The sequence below is a fragment of the Photobacterium phosphoreum genome (genome assembly GCF_002954725.1).
In the GTDB taxonomy this organism is placed as follows: domain Bacteria; phylum Pseudomonadota; class Gammaproteobacteria; order Enterobacterales; family Vibrionaceae; genus Photobacterium; species Photobacterium phosphoreum.
This window is the reverse complement of sequence record NZ_MSCQ01000003.1, coordinates 249294-267953: the sequence shown is the minus strand read 5'-3', so window position 1 is coordinate 267953 and position 18660 is coordinate 249294. Positions and strand designations below refer to the sequence as shown.

The 18660-nt window shown below is 43.6% G+C and carries 14 protein-coding genes; 12 read left to right on the top strand and 2 right to left on the bottom strand.

Features of this window, described 5'->3' with window-relative positions; genetic code table 11:
• The first annotated feature begins 247 nt into the window (after positions 1 to 247).
• The 8 genes from secE to rpoC all read left to right on the top strand — a co-directional run bounded on the left by secE (position 248) and on the right by rpoC (position 12186).
• Entirely contained in the window at positions 248 to 625 is a 378-nt protein-coding gene (secE, locus tag BTO21_RS19045; protein ID WP_045032395.1) for a preprotein translocase subunit SecE, read from the top strand.
• A gap of 11 nt (positions 626 to 636) precedes the next feature.
• Positions 637 to 1182, top strand: a complete 546-nt coding sequence (gene nusG, locus BTO21_RS19040; protein ID WP_065193433.1) for a transcription termination/antitermination protein NusG — start codon at positions 637 to 639, stop codon at positions 1180 to 1182.
• 124 nt (positions 1183 to 1306) lie between these two features.
• Positions 1307 to 1735 carry a 50S ribosomal protein L11 gene (gene rplK / locus BTO21_RS19035; RefSeq protein WP_045032399.1) on the top strand — a complete coding sequence of 143 codons (429 nt, stop codon included), beginning with the start codon at positions 1307 to 1309 and terminating at the stop codon, positions 1733 to 1735.
• Positions 1736 to 1739: 4 nt separating this feature from the next.
• A complete protein-coding gene (gene rplA, locus BTO21_RS19030) occupies positions 1740 to 2444 on the top strand; it encodes a 50S ribosomal protein L1 (protein WP_045032401.1) in 705 nt (234 codons plus the stop codon).
• 251 nt (positions 2445 to 2695) lie between these two features.
• On the top strand, positions 2696 to 3190 hold the full coding sequence (gene rplJ / locus BTO21_RS19025; RefSeq protein ID WP_036788959.1) for a 50S ribosomal protein L10: 495 nt from the start codon (positions 2696 to 2698) through the stop codon (positions 3188 to 3190).
• 59 nt (positions 3191 to 3249) lie between these two features.
• Complete coding sequence (gene rplL / locus BTO21_RS19020) at positions 3250 to 3612, top strand: 50S ribosomal protein L7/L12 (RefSeq protein WP_045032403.1); 363 nt, start codon at positions 3250 to 3252, stop codon at positions 3610 to 3612.
• 229 nt (positions 3613 to 3841) lie between these two features.
• A complete protein-coding gene (gene rpoB / locus BTO21_RS19015; RefSeq protein WP_045032405.1) occupies positions 3842 to 7867 on the top strand; it encodes a DNA-directed RNA polymerase subunit beta in 4026 nt (1341 codons plus the stop codon).
• Positions 7868 to 7968: 101 nt separating this feature from the next.
• Positions 7969 to 12186 (top strand): DNA-directed RNA polymerase subunit beta', encoded by a 4218-nt coding sequence (gene rpoC / locus BTO21_RS19010; protein WP_045032407.1) that lies wholly within the window; start codon positions 7969 to 7971, stop codon positions 12184 to 12186.
• A 203-nt stretch (positions 12187 to 12389) separates the two neighbouring features.
• Here the strand turns inward: rpoC and BTO21_RS19005 are convergent, their stop codons facing one another.
• Positions 12390 to 12869: an Rsd/AlgQ family anti-sigma factor gene (locus tag BTO21_RS19005; RefSeq protein ID WP_045032409.1), complete on the bottom strand. Its 480-nt coding sequence runs from the start codon at positions 12867 to 12869 to the stop codon at positions 12390 to 12392.
• A 149-nt stretch (positions 12870 to 13018) separates the two neighbouring features.
• Here BTO21_RS19005 and nudC point away from each other — a divergent pair, with 149 nt between their 5' ends.
• Positions 13019 to 13795: an NAD(+) diphosphatase gene (gene nudC / locus BTO21_RS19000; RefSeq protein ID WP_045032411.1), complete on the top strand. Its 777-nt coding sequence runs from the start codon at positions 13019 to 13021 to the stop codon at positions 13793 to 13795.
• 84 nt (positions 13796 to 13879) lie between these two features.
• The gene (gene hemE, locus BTO21_RS18995) at positions 13880 to 14947 is read left to right on the top strand and encodes a uroporphyrinogen decarboxylase (RefSeq protein WP_045032413.1); all 1068 of its coding nucleotides are present in this window, start codon (positions 13880 to 13882) and stop codon (positions 14945 to 14947) included.
• Between the two features lie 203 nt (positions 14948 to 15150).
• Here hemE and BTO21_RS18990 read toward each other — a convergent pair whose 3' ends face one another.
• Positions 15151 to 16062, bottom strand: coding sequence for a D-2-hydroxyacid dehydrogenase (locus BTO21_RS18990; RefSeq protein WP_045032415.1), 912 nt, complete (start codon positions 16060 to 16062; stop codon positions 15151 to 15153).
• A gap of 67 nt (positions 16063 to 16129) precedes the next feature.
• On the opposite strand from BTO21_RS18990, the gene BTO21_RS18985 reads away from it, so the two are divergent.
• Positions 16130 to 16717 carry a YjaG family protein gene (locus BTO21_RS18985; RefSeq protein ID WP_045032417.1) on the top strand — a complete coding sequence of 196 codons (588 nt, stop codon included), beginning with the start codon at positions 16130 to 16132 and terminating at the stop codon, positions 16715 to 16717.
• A 587-nt stretch (positions 16718 to 17304) separates the two neighbouring features.
• Positions 17305 to 18609 carry a branched-chain amino acid transport system II carrier protein gene (gene brnQ / locus BTO21_RS18980; protein WP_105026977.1) on the top strand — a complete coding sequence of 435 codons (1305 nt, stop codon included), beginning with the start codon at positions 17305 to 17307 and terminating at the stop codon, positions 18607 to 18609.
• Positions 18610 to 18660 lie beyond the last annotated feature (51 nt).

Here is an 18660-nt window from a genome sequence, read left to right as displayed (position 1 = left end):
ATAAGCTACGCTAAGATCGTTGAATTAAATTTGACGATAGAGCACTAAAAAGGGCATCATTTGATGCCCTTTTTCTACACTTTAACTTTAAGTTGAATGTTTTTTGTTCAAAGTGTGGATATGAAATTTCGTAAAGATGAAGTTTTTTATAATGTTATTAAAGGCTTAGCCTTTTCCTTCATCCTAGACCTCGCTCAAGCGGGGTCATTTTCGTCTAGATGATTAACACTAGTTACAGGTTGGTTGTATGAAAGCGAATGCCGAAAACCAAGAAAGCGAAAGCAAAATGGATGGCCTGAAATGGGTCGTGGTTTTTGCTTTGCTAGCTGCTGCTGTGGTTGGTAATTACCTATACAGTGATGTTTCTGTTGTTCTGCGCTCTTCTGCCGTAGTAGCCCTTGTGGTTGTTGCTGGTATTTTTGCTGCATTAACAGCAAAAGGTAAATCCGTGGTTACGTTTGCACGTGAATCGCGCATGGAAGTCCGCAAAGTAGTGTGGCCTACTCGTCAGGAAGCTACGCAGACAACCTTTATCGTTCTAGCAGTCACTGTCGTGATGGCATTAGCCCTTTGGGGTATTGATGGCATTATGGTCCGTTTAGTGCGCCTAGTTACTGGCGCGTGAGGTAATAATTCATGAGCGAAGCTCCAAAAAAACGTTGGTATGTAGTACAGGCTTTTTCTGGTTTTGAAGGCCGTGTAGCACAATCACTACGTGAACATATCAAAATTCATGGTATGGAAGAGCACTTTGAAGAGGTTTTAGTACCGACGGAAGAAGTGGTAGAAATGCGTGCTGGCCAACGCCGTAAGAGTGAGCGTAAGTTCTTCCCAGGTTATGTACTTGTACAAATGGTGATGAACGATGAAACATGGCACCTGGTACGTAGCATCCCTCGTGTAATGGGGTTCATTGGCGGTACGTCTGATCGTCCAGCACCGATTTCTGATAAAGAAGCGGATGCGATCTTGAATCGTCTACAACAAGCTAGTGAGTCTCCAGTACATAAAACAGTCTTTGAGCCTGGTGAAGTGGTACGCGTGACTGATGGTCCGTTTGCTGACTTTAATGGTACGATTGAATCTGTAGATTATGATAAGAGCCGTGTTAAGGTTTCTGTATCAATCTTCGGTCGTGCAACACCAGTAGAACTTGAGTTCGGTCAAATCGAAAAGAACTGATCAAATTCTGTTCAACTCGTATTGTCAGGGGTGTGGAATTAGGCTATAATTTCGCGCCCTTTCGTTAGACGGGGAGTCTATTTGTTTAAAATAGACGTTTGAACCCAAAATTAGGTATATAGCAATGGCTAAAAAAGTAGAAGCTTACATTAAGCTGCAAGTTGCAGCTGGTGCAGCGAATCCAAGTCCACCAGTTGGTCCAGCTCTTGGTCAACATGGTGTAAACATCATGGAATTCTGTAAGGCGTTTAACGCTAAGACTGATTCAATGGAGAAAGGTCTTCCTACTCCAGTTGTTATCACTGTTTACAGTGACCGTTCTTTTACGTTCATCACTAAGACACCACCTGCAGCAGTTCTTCTGCTTAAAGCAGCTGGTCTTAAGTCTGGTTCTGGCCGTCCGAACACTGACAAAGTGGGTACTGTAACTGAAGCTCAGATCCTAGAGATCGCTGAGACTAAAGCTGCAGACATGACTGGTGCTGACATTGAAGCTATGAAGCGTTCAATTGCTGGTACTGCTCGTTCAATGGGCCTAGTGGTAGAGGGTTAAGATAATGGCTAAATTGACTAAGCGCATGCGCGTTATCCGTGACAAAGTTGATGCTACTCGTGAGTATGACATCACTGAAGCTGTTGCTCTTCTTAAAGAACTAGCTACTGCTAAATTCGTAGAAAGTGTTGACGTTGCTGTTAACCTTGGTATCGATGCACGTAAATCTGACCAAAACGTTCGTGGTGCAACTGTACTACCTAACGGTACTGGCCGTGACATTCGTGTTGCTGTATTTACACAAGGCGCAAACGCTGAAGCTGCTAAAGAAGCTGGCGCTGAGCTTGTAGGTATGGAAGATCTAGCTGCTCTTGTAAAGAAAGGCGAAATGAACTTTGACGTAGTTATCGCATCTCCTGATGCAATGCGCGTTGTTGGTCAACTTGGTACCATTCTTGGTCCTCGTGGTCTTATGCCAAACCCTAAAGTTGGTACTGTAACGCCTAACGTTGCTGAAGCAGTTAAAAATGCTAAAGCTGGTCAGGTTCGTTACCGTAACGACAAAAACGGTATCATTCACACTACCATCGGTAAAGTGAACTTTGAGACCGCTCAACTACAAGAGAACCTTGAGTCTCTTCTAGTTGCACTGAAGCGTGCTAAGCCGTCTTCAGCGAAAGGTACTTTCATTAAGAAAGTAAGCATCTCTACCACTATGGGTGCAGGTGTAGCGCTAGATCAGAACTCTCTGAAAGCGACTGTAGCGTAAACTAATTTGCAGAAGCGATAAGTTAGTGTATAATTTGTCGCTTCCGAATTCGTGGCTGAGGTTGATTGCTTGCAATTAACCTCCGTCAAAGACCGTAGGTGTTTTTCGGAACTTAATTTACCTACGTAGACGGTGCCAGAACATGATTGATGTAAGTCTTTTTTGGATCTGCGCCGTAAAACTCTCCTGCCAACCGGCAGCGAGTGGTGTAAATACTGGGGTTACCCAGAAATTATCCAGGAGCAAATCCAATGGCATTAAATCTTCAAGACAAAAAAGCAATTGTTGCTGAAGTCAACGAAGCTGCCAATGGTGCCCTGTCTGCAGTTGTTGCTGACTCTCGCGGTGTTAGTGTGTGTGCAATGACAACTCTACGTAAACAAGCTCGTGAAGCTGGTGTTTACTTAAGAGTTGTTCGTAACACATTAGCACGTCGTGCAGTTGAAGGTACTAACTTTGAATGTCTACAAGACGTTTTCGTTGGTCCATCACTAATCGGCTTCTCTAATGAGCACCCAGGTGCTGCAGCGCGTCTTTTTAAAGACTTCGCTAAAGAGAACAAAAGCTTCGAGATCAAAGCTGCTGCATTCGAAGGCGCTATTGCCAACGCTGATGTACTAGCAACTCTACCAACTTACGACGAAGCTATCGCACGCCTAATGATGTGCATGAAAGAAGCGTCTGCTGGTAAACTTGTACGTACTATCGCGGCTGTACGTGATCAGAAAGAAGAAGCTGCAGCTTAATTGCCGCACTTTATCTGATTGCTATTTAAATTTATTGTTGACTTTAAAAGAGAATTGTTATGTCTATCACTAACGAGCAAATCCTAGACGCAGTTGCAGAAATGTCTGTAATGCAAGTTGTTGAGCTTATCGAAGCTATGGAAGAGAAATTCGGTGTTTCTGCTGCTGCTGCAGTAGTTTCAGGCGGCGCAGCTGTTGAAGCTGAAGAGCAAACTGAATTCGACGTTATCCTAACTTCTTGCGGTCCAAACAAAGTACAAGTTATCAAAGCTGTACGTGGCGCAACTGGTCTAGGCCTTAAAGAAGCTAAAGCTGTAGTTGACGGCGCTCCTGCTGCTGTTAAAGAAGGCGTAGATAAAGCTGAAGCTGAAGCTCTTAAAGCTCAATTAGAAGAAGCTGGTGCTTCTGTTGAAGTTAAATAATTATTATTTGATTTCATAGCCTTTTATGGCTATTGGCTGGTGGCAAAAATGCCACCGGCCTTTTTGCGCTATAGACCGGTGGTATTTTTACCTTGTTTTGTATCCACTGTCTGCGTAAAAAATATTCTAGTTTTATTGGAATATTCCTACTATAAAAACAACGATTAGTCACTACCCCCGCATGTGATATGGGGTAGTTTGGATCACTTATCAGCGATCTGAGGAACCTATGGTTTACTCTTATACCGAGAAAAAGCGTATCCGTAAGGATTTTGGTAAGCGTCCACAAGTGTTGGATGCACCATACTTGCTATCGATCCAGCTTGATTCTTTTCAAAAATTTATCGAGCAGGATCCTGAAGGGCATTACGGTCTAGAAGCTGCCTTTCGCTCTGTTTTTCCAATCCAGAGCTATAATGGTAATTCCGAGCTGCAATACGTTAGCTATCGTCTCGGTGAGCCGGTCTTCGATGTCAAAGAATGTCAAATTCGTGGCGTAACTTATTCTGCTCCACTACGCGTGAAGCTACGTCTGGTCATGTATGATCGTGACGCGCCGGCTGGCACCGTAAAAGACATTAAAGAACAAGAAGTTTACATGGGCGAAATTCCGCTCATGACAGATAACGGTACATTCGTTATTAACGGTACCGAGAGGGTTATCGTATCTCAGCTGCACCGTAGTCCTGGTGTATTCTTTGACAGCGATAAGGGTAAAACCCACTCCTCAGGTAAAGTGTTATATAACGCTCGTGTAATCCCTTACCGTGGTTCATGGTTGGATTTCGAGTTCGATCCTAAGGATAATGTTTTCGTACGTATCGACCGTCGTCGTAAACTACCTGCGTCTATTATCCTTCGCGCACTTAACTACACAACTGAACAGATTCTTGACATGTTCTTCGAGAAGATTAATTTCGAAGTTCGTGGTAAGTCTTTAGTTATGGAGTTAGTACCTGAGCGTTTACGTGGCGAAACTGCAAGCTTTGATATCGAAGCAAACGGTACAGTTTACGTAGAGCAAGGTCGTCGTATCACTGCTCGTCATATTCGTCAACTGGCGAAAGATGGCATTGATAGTATCGAAGTACCTGTTGAATATATCGTTGGTAAAATTGCCGCGCGCGATTACATCAACGAAGAAACTGGCGAACTGATTGTTACGGCTAACCAAGAATTAAGCTTGGAAGCGTTAGCACTTCTATCTCAGGCTGGTCATAAGTCGATTGAAGTTCTATTTACGAACGATTTAGACCATGGCCCGTACATGTCAGACACACTACGTGTGGATAACAGTACTGACCGTCTAAGTGCATTGGTAGAAATCTACCGTATGATGCGCCCTGGCGAGCCACCAACACGTGAAGCAGCTGATCAATTATTTGAAAGCTTGTTCTTCTCAGAAGATCGTTACGATCTTTCTGCTGTTGGTCGTATGAAGTTCAACAGTTCTCTTCTTCGTGAAGAAATAACTGGTCCTGGTATCTTGAGCAACGAAGACATCATTGAAGTGATGAAGAAGTTGATCGATATCCGTAACGGTAAAGGCGAGGTTGATGATATCGACCACCTTGGTAACCGTCGTATTCGCTCTGTTGGCGAAATGGCTGAAAACCAATTCCGTGTAGGTCTAGTTCGTGTTGAGCGTGCTGTTAAAGAACGTCTAAGTTTAGGCGATCTTGATGCAATCATGCCTCAGGACTTAATCAACGCGAAGCCTATTTCTGCGGCAGTGAAAGAGTTCTTTGGCTCTTCTCAATTGTCACAGTTTATGGACCAGAACAACCCGTTGTCAGAAGTTACTCACAAACGTCGTATCTCGGCGCTTGGTCCAGGTGGTCTGACTCGTGAACGTGCTGGTTTTGAGGTTCGAGACGTACACGCGACTCACTACGGTCGTCTATGTCCTATCGAAACTCCTGAAGGTCCAAACATCGGTCTAATCAACTCGCTATCTGTATTTGCGCGTTGTAACCCTTACGGTTTCTTGGAAACACCTTACCGTAAAGTTGTAGACGGAAAAGTTTCGGATCACATCGAATACCTATCAGCAATTGAAGAAGGTCTATACGTTATTGCACAGGCAAACGCCGCGCTTAACGAAGATGGTTCTTTTGCTGACGAATTGATCACTGCTCGTCAGAAAGGCGATTCAGGTTTGCACCCACGCGACCATGTTCAATACATGGACGTTGCAACTAACCAAGTTGTATCTGTGGCGGCATCTCTAATCCCGTTCCTAGAGCACGATGATGCTAACCGTGCCCTTATGGGTGCGAACATGCAACGTCAGGCCGTACCTACTATTCGTGCTGATAAGCCATTAGTTGGTACTGGTATCGAACGCCAAATTGGTGTTGATTCAGGTGTAACTGCTGTTGCTAAACGTGGCGGCCAAGTTCAGTCTGTAGATGCTTCTCGTATCGTTATCAAAGTTAACGAAGACGAATTGATTCCTGGTGAAGCAGGTATCGATATCTACAACTTAACTAAATACACTCGTTCTAACCAGAACACATGTATTAACCAGCGTCCAACTGTACTACCTGGCGAGCCAGTAGCACGTGGTGATGTTCTTGCTGATGGTCCTTCAACAGACCTTGGTGAGCTAGCGCTTGGTCAAAACATGCGTATCGCGTTCATGCCTTGGAACGGTTACAACTTCGAAGACTCCATCTTAGTTTCTGAGCGTGTAGTTCAGGAAGATCGTTTCACCACTATCCACATTCAAGAGCTTTCTTGTGTGGCGCGTGATACGAAGCTGGGTTCTGAAGAAATCACTGCCGATATCCCTAACGTGGGTGAAGCAGCGCTTTCTAAGTTGGACGAATCAGGTATCGTTTACATCGGTGCAGAAGTGAAGGGTGGCGACATCCTAGTTGGTAAAGTAACCCCTAAAGGTGAAACACAACTGACACCTGAAGAGAAGCTTCTACGAGCTATCTTTGGTGAAAAAGCTTCTGACGTTAAAGATTCATCTCTACGTGTTCCTGGTAGTGTTACTGGTACGATCATTGACGTACAAGTATTTACTCGTGATGGCGTTGAGAAAGACAAGCGTGCTCTTGAAATTGAAGAGATGCAGCTGAAAGAAGCGAAGAAAGACATCACAGAAGAATTCCAGATCCTTGAGGGTGGTCTTCTTGCTCGTGTACGTACGCTTCTACTATCTGCAGGTTACGGCGAAGAGAAAATCTCTACAATGAACCGCGATACGTTGTTTGCACAAACGCTTGACGACGAATCTTTACAGAACCAATTGGAACAGCTTGCAGAACAGTATGATGAACTGAAAGCTGAGTTCGATAAGAAGTTTGAAACTAAACGTCGTAAAATCACTCAGGGTGATGACTTAGCACCTGGCGTACTTAAGATTGTTAAAGTATACCTAGCTGTTCGTCGTCGCATTCAACCTGGTGATAAGATGGCAGGTCGTCACGGTAACAAGGGTGTAATCTCTAAGATTAACCCTGTTGAAGACATGCCGTACGATGAAAAAGGTCAGACTGTTGATATCGTGCTAAACCCATTGGGTGTACCGTCACGTATGAACATCGGTCAGATCCTCGAGACTCACCTAGGTCTTGCGGCGAAAGGTATCGGTGACAAGCTTAACGATATGCTGAAAGAACAGCAGGAGTTACATAAGTTCCGTAACTTCCTACAACGTGTTTACAATCTTGGTGATACTCGCCAGAAGGTTGACATTGCTGAACTATCAGACGACGAAGTACGTACACTTGTACAAAACCTTCGTAAAGGTCTACCAATTGCAACGCCTGTATTTGATGGTTGTCCAGAATCATCTATCAAAGAGTTGTTACAACTTGGTGATCTTCCAACGTCTGGCCAGCTGAAGTTGTTTGATGGCCGTACTGGTGACCCGTTTGAGCGTCCTGTAACTGTTGGTTACATGTACATGCTTAAACTGAACCACTTGGTTGATGACAAGATGCACGCCCGTTCTACCGGTTCTTACAGCCTTGTTACTCAGCAGCCGCTGGGTGGTAAAGCTCAGTTCGGTGGTCAGCGTTTCGGTGAGATGGAAGTATGGGCGCTTGAAGCATATGGCGCAGCTTACACCCTTCAAGAAATGCTAACCGTTAAGTCAGATGACGTTAACGGCCGTACGAAGATGTATAAAAACATCGTTGACGGTGATCATCGTATGGAACCTGGTATGCCGGAATCATTCAACGTATTGTTGAAAGAAATCCGCTCGTTGGGTATCAACATCGAGCTGGAAGACAAATAAGCTTGGGTTAGTCACCTATACTTATTAGTTACTCCGGTATAAATATGAAGGCGCCAGTAGTCCTGGCGCCTTTATGGGTCAACTCCTCACAGGAGCCGAATGTGAAAGACTTACTTAAGTTTCTGAAAGCACAACATAAGACCGAAGAATTTGATGCTATCAAAATCGGTCTAGCTTCACCTGACATGATCCGTTCATGGTCTTTTGGTGAAGTTAAAAAGCCAGAAACAATCAACTATCGTACCTTCAAGCCTGAGCGTGACGGTCTTTTCTGTGCACGTATCTTTGGCCCGGTAAAAGACTACGAGTGTCTTTGTGGCAAGTACAAGCGCCTGAAGCACCGTGGTGTGATCTGTGAAAAATGTGGTGTTGAAGTTACTCAGACTAAAGTACGCCGTGAGCGTATGGGTCACATTGAGCTTGCTTCACCTGTTGCCCACATCTGGTTCTTAAAGTCACTACCATCTCGTATCGGTTTGTTAATGGACATGCCATTACGTGATATCGAACGTGTACTTTACTTTGAATCATATGTAGTCATCGAACCTGGTATGACCAACCTTGAGCGTAGCCAACTGCTTTCTGAAGAGCAGTACTTGGATGCACTTGAAGAGTGGGGCGACGAGTTCGACGCGAAGATGGGCGCAGAAGCGGTTAAAGCACTTTTAGGCAACATGGACCTAAATGCTGAAATCGAAAACATGCGTGAAGAGCTAGAAGAAACTAACTCTGAAACCAAGCGTAAGAAATTAACCAAGCGTCTTAAATTGGTTGAAGCATTCCTACAGTCTGGAAACAACCCTGAGTGGATGATCCTGTCTGTACTGCCAGTTTTACCGCCGGATCTTCGTCCGTTGGTACCACTAGACGGCGGCCGTTTCGCGACTTCAGATCTTAACGATCTTTACCGTCGTGTTATTAACCGTAACAACCGTCTGAAGCGTCTACTTGACCTGGCTGCTCCTGATATCATCGTACGTAACGAAAAGCGTATGCTGCAGGAATCTGTTGATGCATTGCTAGATAACGGTCGTCGTGGCCGCGCTATCACAGGCTCTAACAAGCGTCCTCTGAAATCTTTGGCTGACATGATCAAAGGTAAGCAGGGTCGTTTCCGTCAGAACTTGCTTGGTAAGCGTGTTGACTACTCAGGTCGTTCTGTTATCACCGTAGGTCCATACTTACGTTTGCATCAGTGTGGTCTTCCTAAGAAGATGGCACTTGAGCTATTTAAGCCATTCATCTATGGCAAGCTAGAGACTCGTGGTCTTGCGACGACAATCAAAGCTGCTAAGAAGATGGTTGAGCGCGAAGAAGCGATTGTTTGGGATATCCTAGACGAAGTTATTCGTGAACACCCAGTAATGCTAAACCGTGCACCTACATTGCACCGTCTTGGTATTCAGGCGTTTGAACCAATCCTTATCGAAGGTAAAGCGATTCAGCTTCACCCACTAGTGTGTGCGGCATACAACGCCGACTTCGATGGTGACCAGATGGCGGTTCACTTGCCATTGACTCTAGAAGCGCAGCTTGAAGCACGTGCTTTGATGATGTCTACCAACAACATCCTTTCACCAGCATCAGGTGATCCGATCATCGTACCTTCTCAGGACGTTGTATTGGGTCTTTACTACATGACGCGTGAGAAAATCAACGCGAAAGGTGAAGGCATGTACCTTGCTGGACCAGCGGAAGCTGAGAAAGCATATGTTACTAAAAACGCAGAGCTACATGCTCGCGTTAAAGTACGTATTACCGAATTTGTGAAAGACGAACAGGGTAACTTTGTTGAGAATACTCAACTTGTTGATACTACTGTTGGTCGTGCAATGCTATGGCCTATCGTTCCTAAAGGTCTGCCATTTAGCCTTGTAAACACTGAAGCACTAGGTAAGAAGCAGATTTCTAAGCTTCTTAACACTTGTTACCGTAAGCTGGGCATGAAAGATACTGTTATCTTTGCTGACCAAATTATGTACACAGGTTTTGCTTATGCGGCACTTTCTGGTGTGTCTGTTGGTATCGACGATATGGTTGTACCTGCGGCTAAGTACACTAAGATCGCTGAAGCTGAAGCAGAAGTTGCTGAAATTCAAGAACAGTTCCAGTCAGGTCTTGTAACTGCTGGTGAACGTTATAACAAAGTTATCGATATCTGGGCTACAGCCAACGAACAAGTTGCTAAAGCGATGATGGATAACCTGTCTTTTGAAACTGTTATTAACCGTGACGGCGAAGAAGAACAGCAAAAATCGTTCAACAGTGTATACATGATGGCCGATTCTGGTGCGCGTGGTTCTGCTGCACAGATTCGTCAGTTGGCGGGTATGCGTGGTCTGATGGCTAAGCCGGATGGCTCAATCATCGAAACGCCGATCACTGCGAACTTCCGTGAAGGTCTAAACGTACTCCAGTACTTTATCTCTACTCACGGTGCTCGTAAGGGTCTAGCGGATACGGCACTTAAAACAGCGAACTCCGGTTACCTAACGCGTCGTCTAGTAGACGTTGCGCAAGACGTAGTTATTACAGCAGATGACTGTGGTACTTACGCTGGTATCACCATGATGCCTCTAATCGAGGGTGGTGATGTTAAGGAACAACTAGGTGATCGTGTTCTAGGTCGTGTTGTTGCTGAAGACGTTCTACTTCCTGGTACAGAAGAAGTTCTAGCACCACGTAATACGCTTCTTGATGAGAAGTGGTGTGAGATTCTAGAATCAAACTCTGTTGACCAAGTTAAAGTACGTTCTGTAGTAACGTGTGAAAACGATTTCGGTTGTTGTAAGTTCTGTTACGGTCGTGACCTTGCTCGTGGTCACCTGATCAACTCAGGTGAAGCAGTAGGTGTTGTTGCAGCGCAGTCTATCGGTGAACCTGGTACACAGCTAACAATGCGTACGTTCCACATCGGTGGTGCGGCATCAGCAGCAGCAGCAGATAATAAGATCGTAGTGAAAACTACTGGTTCTATGAAGCTGCATAATGCGAAGTTCGTAACTAACAACGCTGGTAAGCTTGTAATTACTTCTCGTGCATCTGAGCTAAGCATCATTGATAAGCTTGGTCGTACGAAAGAGAACTACAAACTGTCTTACGGTACGTTGCTAACTAAAGGTGATGGCGCCGAGGTTGTTGCTGGTGAAACAGTAGCAAACTGGGAAGCTCACACCATGCCAATCATCACTGAAGTGGCTGGTCGTATCCAGTTCGTTGATATGATTGATGGCGTAACAGTTTCTCGTCAAACAGATGATCTAACAGGTCTATCTTCAAGCGAAGTAACTGATCCAGCAGCACGTCCAGCAGCAGGTAAAGATATGCGTCCAGCTATCAAACTTGTTGATACTGATGGTAACGATGTAATGATCCCTGGTACTGATATGCCAGCTCAATACTTCCTACCAGGTAAGGCGATTGTTCAGCTTGATGACGGCGCAATGGTTGGTATCGGTGATACATTATCTCGTATTCCACAGAAATCTAGTGGTAACCGAGATATCACGGGTGGTCTACCACGCGTAGCTGACTTGTTCGAAGCGCGTAAGCCTAAAGAACCAGCTATCTTGGCTGAAATTACTGGTGCAGTATCGTTCGGTAAAGAGACTAAAGGTAAGCGTCGTTTAATTATCACGCCAACTGATGGTCAGCCGTACGAAGAGATGATCCTGAAGCATCGCCAACTTAACGTTTTCGAAGGTGAAAAAGTTGAGAAGGGTGACGTAATTGCCGATGGTCCAGAAACTCCGCACGATATTCTACGTCTACGTGGTGTTCACGCAGTAGCAGAATACATCGTTAACGAAGTTCAGGAAGTTTACCGTCTACAAGGCGTTAAGATTAATGATAAGCACATTGAGACTATCATTCGTCAAATGCTACGTAAGGTAACTATCACTGTTTCTGGTGACTCTGATTTCCTAGAAGGCGAGCAAGTTGAATTCTCTCGCGTAACGATTGCTAACCGTCAGCTTGAAGCTGAAGGTAAGACATTAGTAAGCTTCACTCGTGACTTACTAGGTATTACTAAAGCATCGCTTGCGACTGAGTCATTCATCTCAGCAGCATCGTTCCAGGAAACAACTCGCGTACTAACAGAAGCAGCTGTTTCTGGTAAGCGTGATGAGCTTCGTGGTCTGAAAGAGAACGTAATCGTGGGTCGTTTGATCCCAGCGGGTACAGGTTTCTCTTACCACCTACGTCGTCAGAATCAACGTAATGTTGAACTGGAGCCAGTAGCACCACAAGTTGATGCAGAGCAAGCCTCTCAAGACTTAGCGGCACTATTGAATGCAGGTCTTAACGACGAGAATTAATTCTTGGCGTGACTGATTCTAAAAGGCATCCTTCGGGGTGCCTTTTTTATTGGCTGCGATTTGAGGTTTAGTTTAAGGTTTAGTTAGAAAGTGGGAAAAATGATCCTGCGAGGTGCGAGGTGATAGATTTTATTCGACATGAGAAATAGGTGGCAGCAAGCTCACTGCCACAATAATAAGTGAGTTGTTATTACACCAAGACGTTAAGCCCCTGGCGGGCAAGCAAGGCTATCACTGATTAATTCAATCAACTTATCTTCTAGCGCGAACCGAGATTCCATGAGTTCACCCATCTGCGATAAATCATCATCAAGAGTCTCTAATGGATCATTATCATTGATGGCACCATAGCGATCATTGAAATTTAATAAGGGTTCGGTGGTTAGGGTGATTTTTGCATAAAGTGCAGACATTTCTTCTGTTGGAGAAAAGCCTGTTTGATGCCAGCGTACCATTACGTTATCGTAAATCTTGAAGTGACCCGCTGAAATATAATCGATGAGATCTTCACTAAACAAACATAGTTTGGACGCGGTAGGTAGATGACGATTATCATCATTGGGAGTAATACCGATTAGCTTACAGTAATCGATCAGTAGTTGTTGGCGCATCATTAGCCATTGATCAATAACATCGTTATGGCCGCCCCATTCTTTTTTAACTTGTTCAAATTTACTTAGCATGAGCACATCCTCATGATCTATCAGCATCTTAATTTGGATGCTTGTGCGATCCGGCTCTTGATATAAGAGATATGATTTCGGATAAATATTCCGTTTCAAGATTAGATTGCCAGTAAATTTACGCTGCTGCAAGGATGAAAGTAATAAAAATGTTAAAAAATGAGAATCAGGCTTATTGGTGTGTGATTAGAAATGGCAAGTTATTGTTACAAAACGGCTGTTTGCCTTTATGTTCAAGTGAACAGCTTATTTGTAGTACTGTGACTAAACGTATTGTGGGGTATTTTAATACAATACCTGTGTATTGGTTGGTTGCAGAAACCGATTTTGATGACGCGAGTTTCTTTAGCTTAAGACTATTAGTTTCAGGTGATAGTGCGCTGTTTGCATTAGCAGGTAGAGCCATTCAATTAGCATATATGATGCAAAGCCAGCGCTTTTGTTGTCATTGTGGGCATAAGCTGCAATTAGATGCCAATGTGTTAGCGATGCATTGCTCAAGTTGTGACAGTATCCATTATCCACGCGTATCGCCTTGTATCATTGTGGCCGTTCGCAGAGGTAACCAATTGTTATTGGCGCAGCATCCTCGCCATAAAACCGGTATGTATACCGTGATTGCAGGGTTTATTGAACCGGGTGAAACGGCTGAGCAATGTGTCGCGCGTGAAGTACTAGAAGAAACAGGGATAACGGTTAAAAATATTCGTTATTTTGATAGTCAGCCGTGGGCATTTCCGTCTAATTTGATGCTAGGGTTTACCGCCGATTATGCTGGTGGTGAAATTAAGCCTGATTATGAAGAACTGACCGATGCGATATGGGCGACAGCTGAACAATTGCCTGAGGTTGCTCCTGTAGGAACGATTGCTCGGCAACTTATCGACACTGTTTTAGAATTAAATGATCAAAACGAGACTTATTAATCAAAGGCTGTCGAACAATTGCACTCGGTTGTTAAGATTAATGAGTGCTACAATATGGCGCAGAATTAACCCGTGGAGTCTCAAATGAGCGAATTAAAGAATGACCGCTACCTACGTGCATTGCTAAAGCAGCCCGTAGATTGCACACCTGTATGGATGATGCGTCAGGCTGGCCGTTACCTACCTGAGTATCGTGCGACACGTGGTGTTGCTGGTGACTTCATGTCGCTATGTAAAAATGCTGAATTAGCCAGTGAAGTTACGCTCCAGCCTTTGAAGCGTTTTCCATTGGATGCAGCGATTTTATTTTCTGATATTTTAACCATTCCTGATGCAATGGGATTAGGACTTTATTTCGAAGCTGGTGAAGGGCCTAAATTTAGTCATCCAATTACCTGTAAAGCTGACGTTGAGCGTATTGGTATCCCTGATCCAGAAGGTGAATTGCAATATGTAATGAATGCCGTTCGCCAAATTCGTCATGATTTGCAAGGTGAAGTGCCATTAATTGGTTTCTCTGGTAGTCCATGGACACTGGCGACATACATGGTTGAAGGTGGTAGCTCTAAAGCTTTCACTAAGATCAAAAAGATGATGTATGCCGAGCCTCAAACATTACACCTATTGCTAGATAAGTTGGCTGATAGTGTGATTGAGTACTTAAATGCTCAAATCAAAGCCGGTGCGCAAGCGGTAATGGTATTTGATACGTGGGGCGGTGTATTAACCCCTCGTGATTACAATGAGTTCTCACTACGTTATATGCATAAAATTGTTGATGGCTTAATTCGTGAGAATGATGGTCGTCGTGTACCAGTGACGCTATTTACTAAAAATGGTGGCATGTGGTTAGAGCAAATTGCAGCGACGGGTTGTGATGCGATTGGCTTAGATTGGACGATTGATATTAGCGATGCTAAACGTCGTGTGGGTGATAAAGTTGCGCTTCAGGGCAATATGGATCCATCGGTATTGTATGCTCAACCTGAGCGTATTCGCCAAGAAGTCGCCACTATCTTAGAAGGTTTTGGTGATACAGGTACTGGCCACGTATTTAACTTAGGTCATGGTATTCATCTTGACGTACCGCCTGAAAATGCGGGTGTGTTTGTTGATGCTGTACATGAGCTATCAAAGCCGTACCATAAATAACCATTGCTTTATAAATACACTGTAAACGGTGTATTGAAGCTTAAGGTTGATAAAAAACCATACCGTTTCGGTATGGTTTTTTTTTGATTATTATTTTATGAGGACGAGGGAAAAGTAGTAAGGCCGAGCAGGATCCTGCTAAGATCATTATTGTTACTGTAATGTAAATGCCGGAACTGATTAATAGTTAGTGGTCTAACCTATTAGTAACCTCTTTTAAAATCAATGAGATAGTTAAGTTGTTGGCGTTGTTGAAAGCGATGATAGTTAGTTTTAAATATACTAGTTACTTGTTCTGGAAAGCTTTCAGCGGCGATATGTGGGGTTATACTGATCTTAGGATGGTGCCAAAATGGATGATCTGTTGTAAGTGGCTCTGTTTTGAACACATCAATAAAAGCATGGCTAATATGCCGTTGCTTAAGTGCTGTTAATAGTCCTTGCTCATCAACAGCATTACCACGACCGACGTTAAAAAATAGCGTATTTTTGCAATGACTAAAGCGATCTTGATCAAAAAGATCATTAGTGTCAGCAGTCGCAGGTAAAATGGAAATAACATAATCAGCTTGAGTAAGTGCAGTATTTAAGGCTGTGATGGCATAAGTTTGCTGAAAATCAGCGCTGGCAGAGATACCACTGCGATTAACGCCAATGATATGGCAGCCAAATACCGCGCCAACCTTCGCTAGATGCTGACCGATGGTGCCAGTGCCAACAATTACCATGGTTTTGCCAGTGACAGATTGATAGGGGTGCGGTTGCCATTGGTGCTGCTGTTGCTGTAAAGCATAGCGAGAGAAATGGCGCTGGTGATTAAGGATCTGACCAATAATATATTCAGCGATCAAAGGGCCAAAGATCCCGCGAATATTAGTCAGTTGATAATCTTGTCTTAAATTGGGTTTAATTAGGGCATCAACACCAGCATAAGTAGATTGTAGCCACTGTAAATGGGGATAATTATTGATGCTCGTTGCGATCAATGGTGGATCCGCAATTAGCACCGTTGTTTGCTGTGGATCCTCTGTAATTTCCAAGTTTGGCAGTTTAGCGTCAGTCAGTAATTGTACATAACGCTGCTGTTGGCGAGAAACGATCTTAACTTTGATCATGCTTTTCCTTTTGTAGCATTCGTTTATCAAGTAAACTTCCACCTAAATCACTACTGTAGATTATCCCATGCTTAAGAATCCAATCCAGTTACGTTTAGAAAAATTAGAACCTTGGCAACATCTGACTTTTATGGTGTCGTTATGTGAGCGTATGTATCCGAATTACGCTTTTTTCTGTGCAGAAACACAGTTTACAGATGGTCAACGTTACCGAGTGATCTTAGACAGTGTGTGGGAGATCCTCACGGTTAAAAATGCCAAAATCAACTTTGAAAGCCAGCTTGAAAAGTTAGAAGACATGGTACCAAGTGAAAACGATTACGATCTATATGCTGTTCGTCCTGCGATTGATGCTTGTGTTGCATTAGCGGATCTTCTACATGCAATGTTGGATCGTGATTTGATGATGGAAACTGTGGTTAAGTTAAGTGCTTTATCCGCTGAAACGGTGGCTGATTTAGAGTCTGCTCAGTCAGGCATTGAAATCACTAACGAAAATCAAAAACAAAATGAAGCAGTATGCGCTGAGTGGGATACTCAGTGGGAAATTTTCCGTGCATTAAAAGAAGCGGAAAGTCGTGATATTGACTTGATCAAAGATTTACGTGCTGAATTGCGCGATCAGCCAATCAGTAACATTGGTATTGAACTTTAATTGTTCGCTGATAATTGAATAAAAAAAAGAAGCCATTGGCTTCTTTTTTTATGTCTGCTGTTATTTGATTGAGCAAATGTTGCCAAATTATAGTTTGAACTGTAACCAATAAATGATGTTTGTGATGTGATAATTAGACATCAGGTGATTAATGTTAATAAATTGTTTAATTTGGTTTGGTTGTTTATTCTGATTTTAAGATCGAAAAGCAGTGTATATGACTGCTTGGTGGATAAAGGTTACGCCATTCCACTTATTTTATTTTGGCTCTTGTAATTGTATCCCTTCAGCGTTTATAACATAACCATTAGGTAGCGCATTCGCTACGATATTCGTGGTCTGTTGGTTTGAGGGAGGCAAATATGAAAAATTCTATCGTAAATACTATTGTATCTTGCTTCATTCCATCAGTGGTTGCTGATAGCACATCGTCGATTGCTACTTCACAGCTCTTGCTCTCTCTGAATCTCATTCAGGGCTGACAGCCATACCCATTTTTCTGTCAGCTTGTGAGCAAGCCGGCAGGATAAATTCCATCACTTCCCGTCTCGCTTTCTCCAAGCTAAAAGTAATTACCAAGGAATACTATGTTAAGTGCCCGCAATATCGCCGCCTTAGGCTTCATGACATTCGCCATGTACTTAGGTGCTGGCAATTTAATTTTCCCTCCCTATTTAGGCTATCAAGCCGGAGATAACTTTCTTAGTGGTATGGCGGGGTTTTTATTAACAGGGGTCGGTTTACCTGCAATAGCATTAGTGATTGTGGCTTGGGTGCGGGGCTCTGATAATTTAACCGCAGCATTACCCAAACCATTAGCAACGGGTTTCTGGGTCGTGCTGTTTATTGTTATTGGCCCTGCATTTATTATTCCGCGTACAATTACAGTTGCGTATCAATTTAGTTTGGCACCGTTTATTGGTGACAGTGGCTTAATTCCTTTTTCAGCGGTGTTCTGTTTAGCGGCAATTTTATTTTCGTTATACCCAGGCAAGTTAGTTGATACGTTAGGTAAATGGCTGACACCAGTATTGCTGACTATTTTAACCATTATGGCTGTAGTCGCCGTGTTATATCCATCAGGTCAGGTTGAAGTAGCATCTGGTCCTTATGCGACGGGGGCAATGGCTGAGGGCATGACTCAGGGTTACATGACCATGGATGCGCTGGGCTCGATTGGTTTTGGTTGGGTGATTTTTAAAGCAATTGAAGGGATGGGCGTTAAGTGTCCGAAAGCGATTGCAAAATATACTTTTATTGCCGCGTTAATGTATGCCACAGCGATGGCGTTAGTGTATTTATCATTGGCATATATTGGCGTAACCAGTGCTAATTTAGGTACGGGTTTTGCAAACGGCGGTGAAATTCTTACTGCCTTTACCAACGCGCATTTTGGTGCTTTTGGCACTATGATTTTGGGTTCAGTGTTGGTGTTGGCATGTTTGACTACCGCGATTGGTGTTACTACCGCCGGCAGTGAATTTTACAGCCGCAGTTTTAGTAAAGTCACTTACCCTAAAAGTGTGTGGGTGATTATGGTGTTATCAGGTTTGATTGCCAATGTTGGTTTGGCGCAGTTATTAGAAGTGACGTTACCGGTTGTGGTTGCACTACACCCAATAGCGATTGCGCTGTTATTGATTGCTCCGTTGCGTCATCAATTATCTCAAGCGGCAGTGTTAACGGTTGTGGCAACGGCAACGGCATTTGGTTGTATTGATGCAGCACATATTTTGGGCGTGATGCCAACCGCGGTTGATAATGTGCTAACGGCCTATTTACCGCTATATCATTATTATGCTGGCTGGGTTTTGCCAACTGTGGCGGTATTGGTTATAGGTTGGGTGGTGAGTCGCATGGCAGGTTATAGCTATTGTATTGATAATAATTAATAAATTACTCTGTTGATTATTATGCCAATAAAAAAGGGACCGTAAGGTCCT

Bases quoted from the DNA above. Each gene is read 5' to 3' on its own strand.
- rplA (WP_045032401.1), top strand. From the start codon at position 1,740: ATGGCTAAATTGACTAAGCGCATGCGCGTTATCCGTGACAAAGTTGAT.
- BTO21_RS18985 (WP_045032417.1), top strand. From the start codon at position 16,130: ATGCTTAAGAATCCAATCCAGTTACGTTTAGAAAAATTAGAACCTTGG.
- brnQ (WP_105026977.1), top strand. From the start codon at position 17,305: ATGTTAAGTGCCCGCAATATCGCCGCCTTAGGCTTCATGACATTCGCC.
- hemE (WP_045032413.1), top strand. From the start codon at position 13,880: ATGAGCGAATTAAAGAATGACCGCTACCTACGTGCATTGCTAAAGCAG.
- rplJ (WP_036788959.1), top strand. From the start codon at position 2,696: ATGGCATTAAATCTTCAAGACAAAAAAGCAATTGTTGCTGAAGTCAAC.
- BTO21_RS19005 (WP_045032409.1), bottom strand. From the start codon at position 12,869: ATGCTAAGTAAATTTGAACAAGTTAAAAAAGAATGGGGCGGCCATAAC.
- BTO21_RS18990 (WP_045032415.1), bottom strand. From the start codon at position 16,062: ATGATCAAAGTTAAGATCGTTTCTCGCCAACAGCAGCGTTATGTACAA.
- rplK (WP_045032399.1), top strand. From the start codon at position 1,307: ATGGCTAAAAAAGTAGAAGCTTACATTAAGCTGCAAGTTGCAGCTGGT.
- rpoB (WP_045032405.1), top strand. From the start codon at position 3,842: ATGGTTTACTCTTATACCGAGAAAAAGCGTATCCGTAAGGATTTTGGT.
- nudC (WP_045032411.1), top strand. From the start codon at position 13,019: ATGTTAAAAAATGAGAATCAGGCTTATTGGTGTGTGATTAGAAATGGC.
- rplL (WP_045032403.1), top strand. From the start codon at position 3,250: ATGTCTATCACTAACGAGCAAATCCTAGACGCAGTTGCAGAAATGTCT.
- secE (WP_045032395.1), top strand. From the start codon at position 248: ATGAAAGCGAATGCCGAAAACCAAGAAAGCGAAAGCAAAATGGATGGC.
- nusG (WP_065193433.1), top strand. From the start codon at position 637: ATGAGCGAAGCTCCAAAAAAACGTTGGTATGTAGTACAGGCTTTTTCT.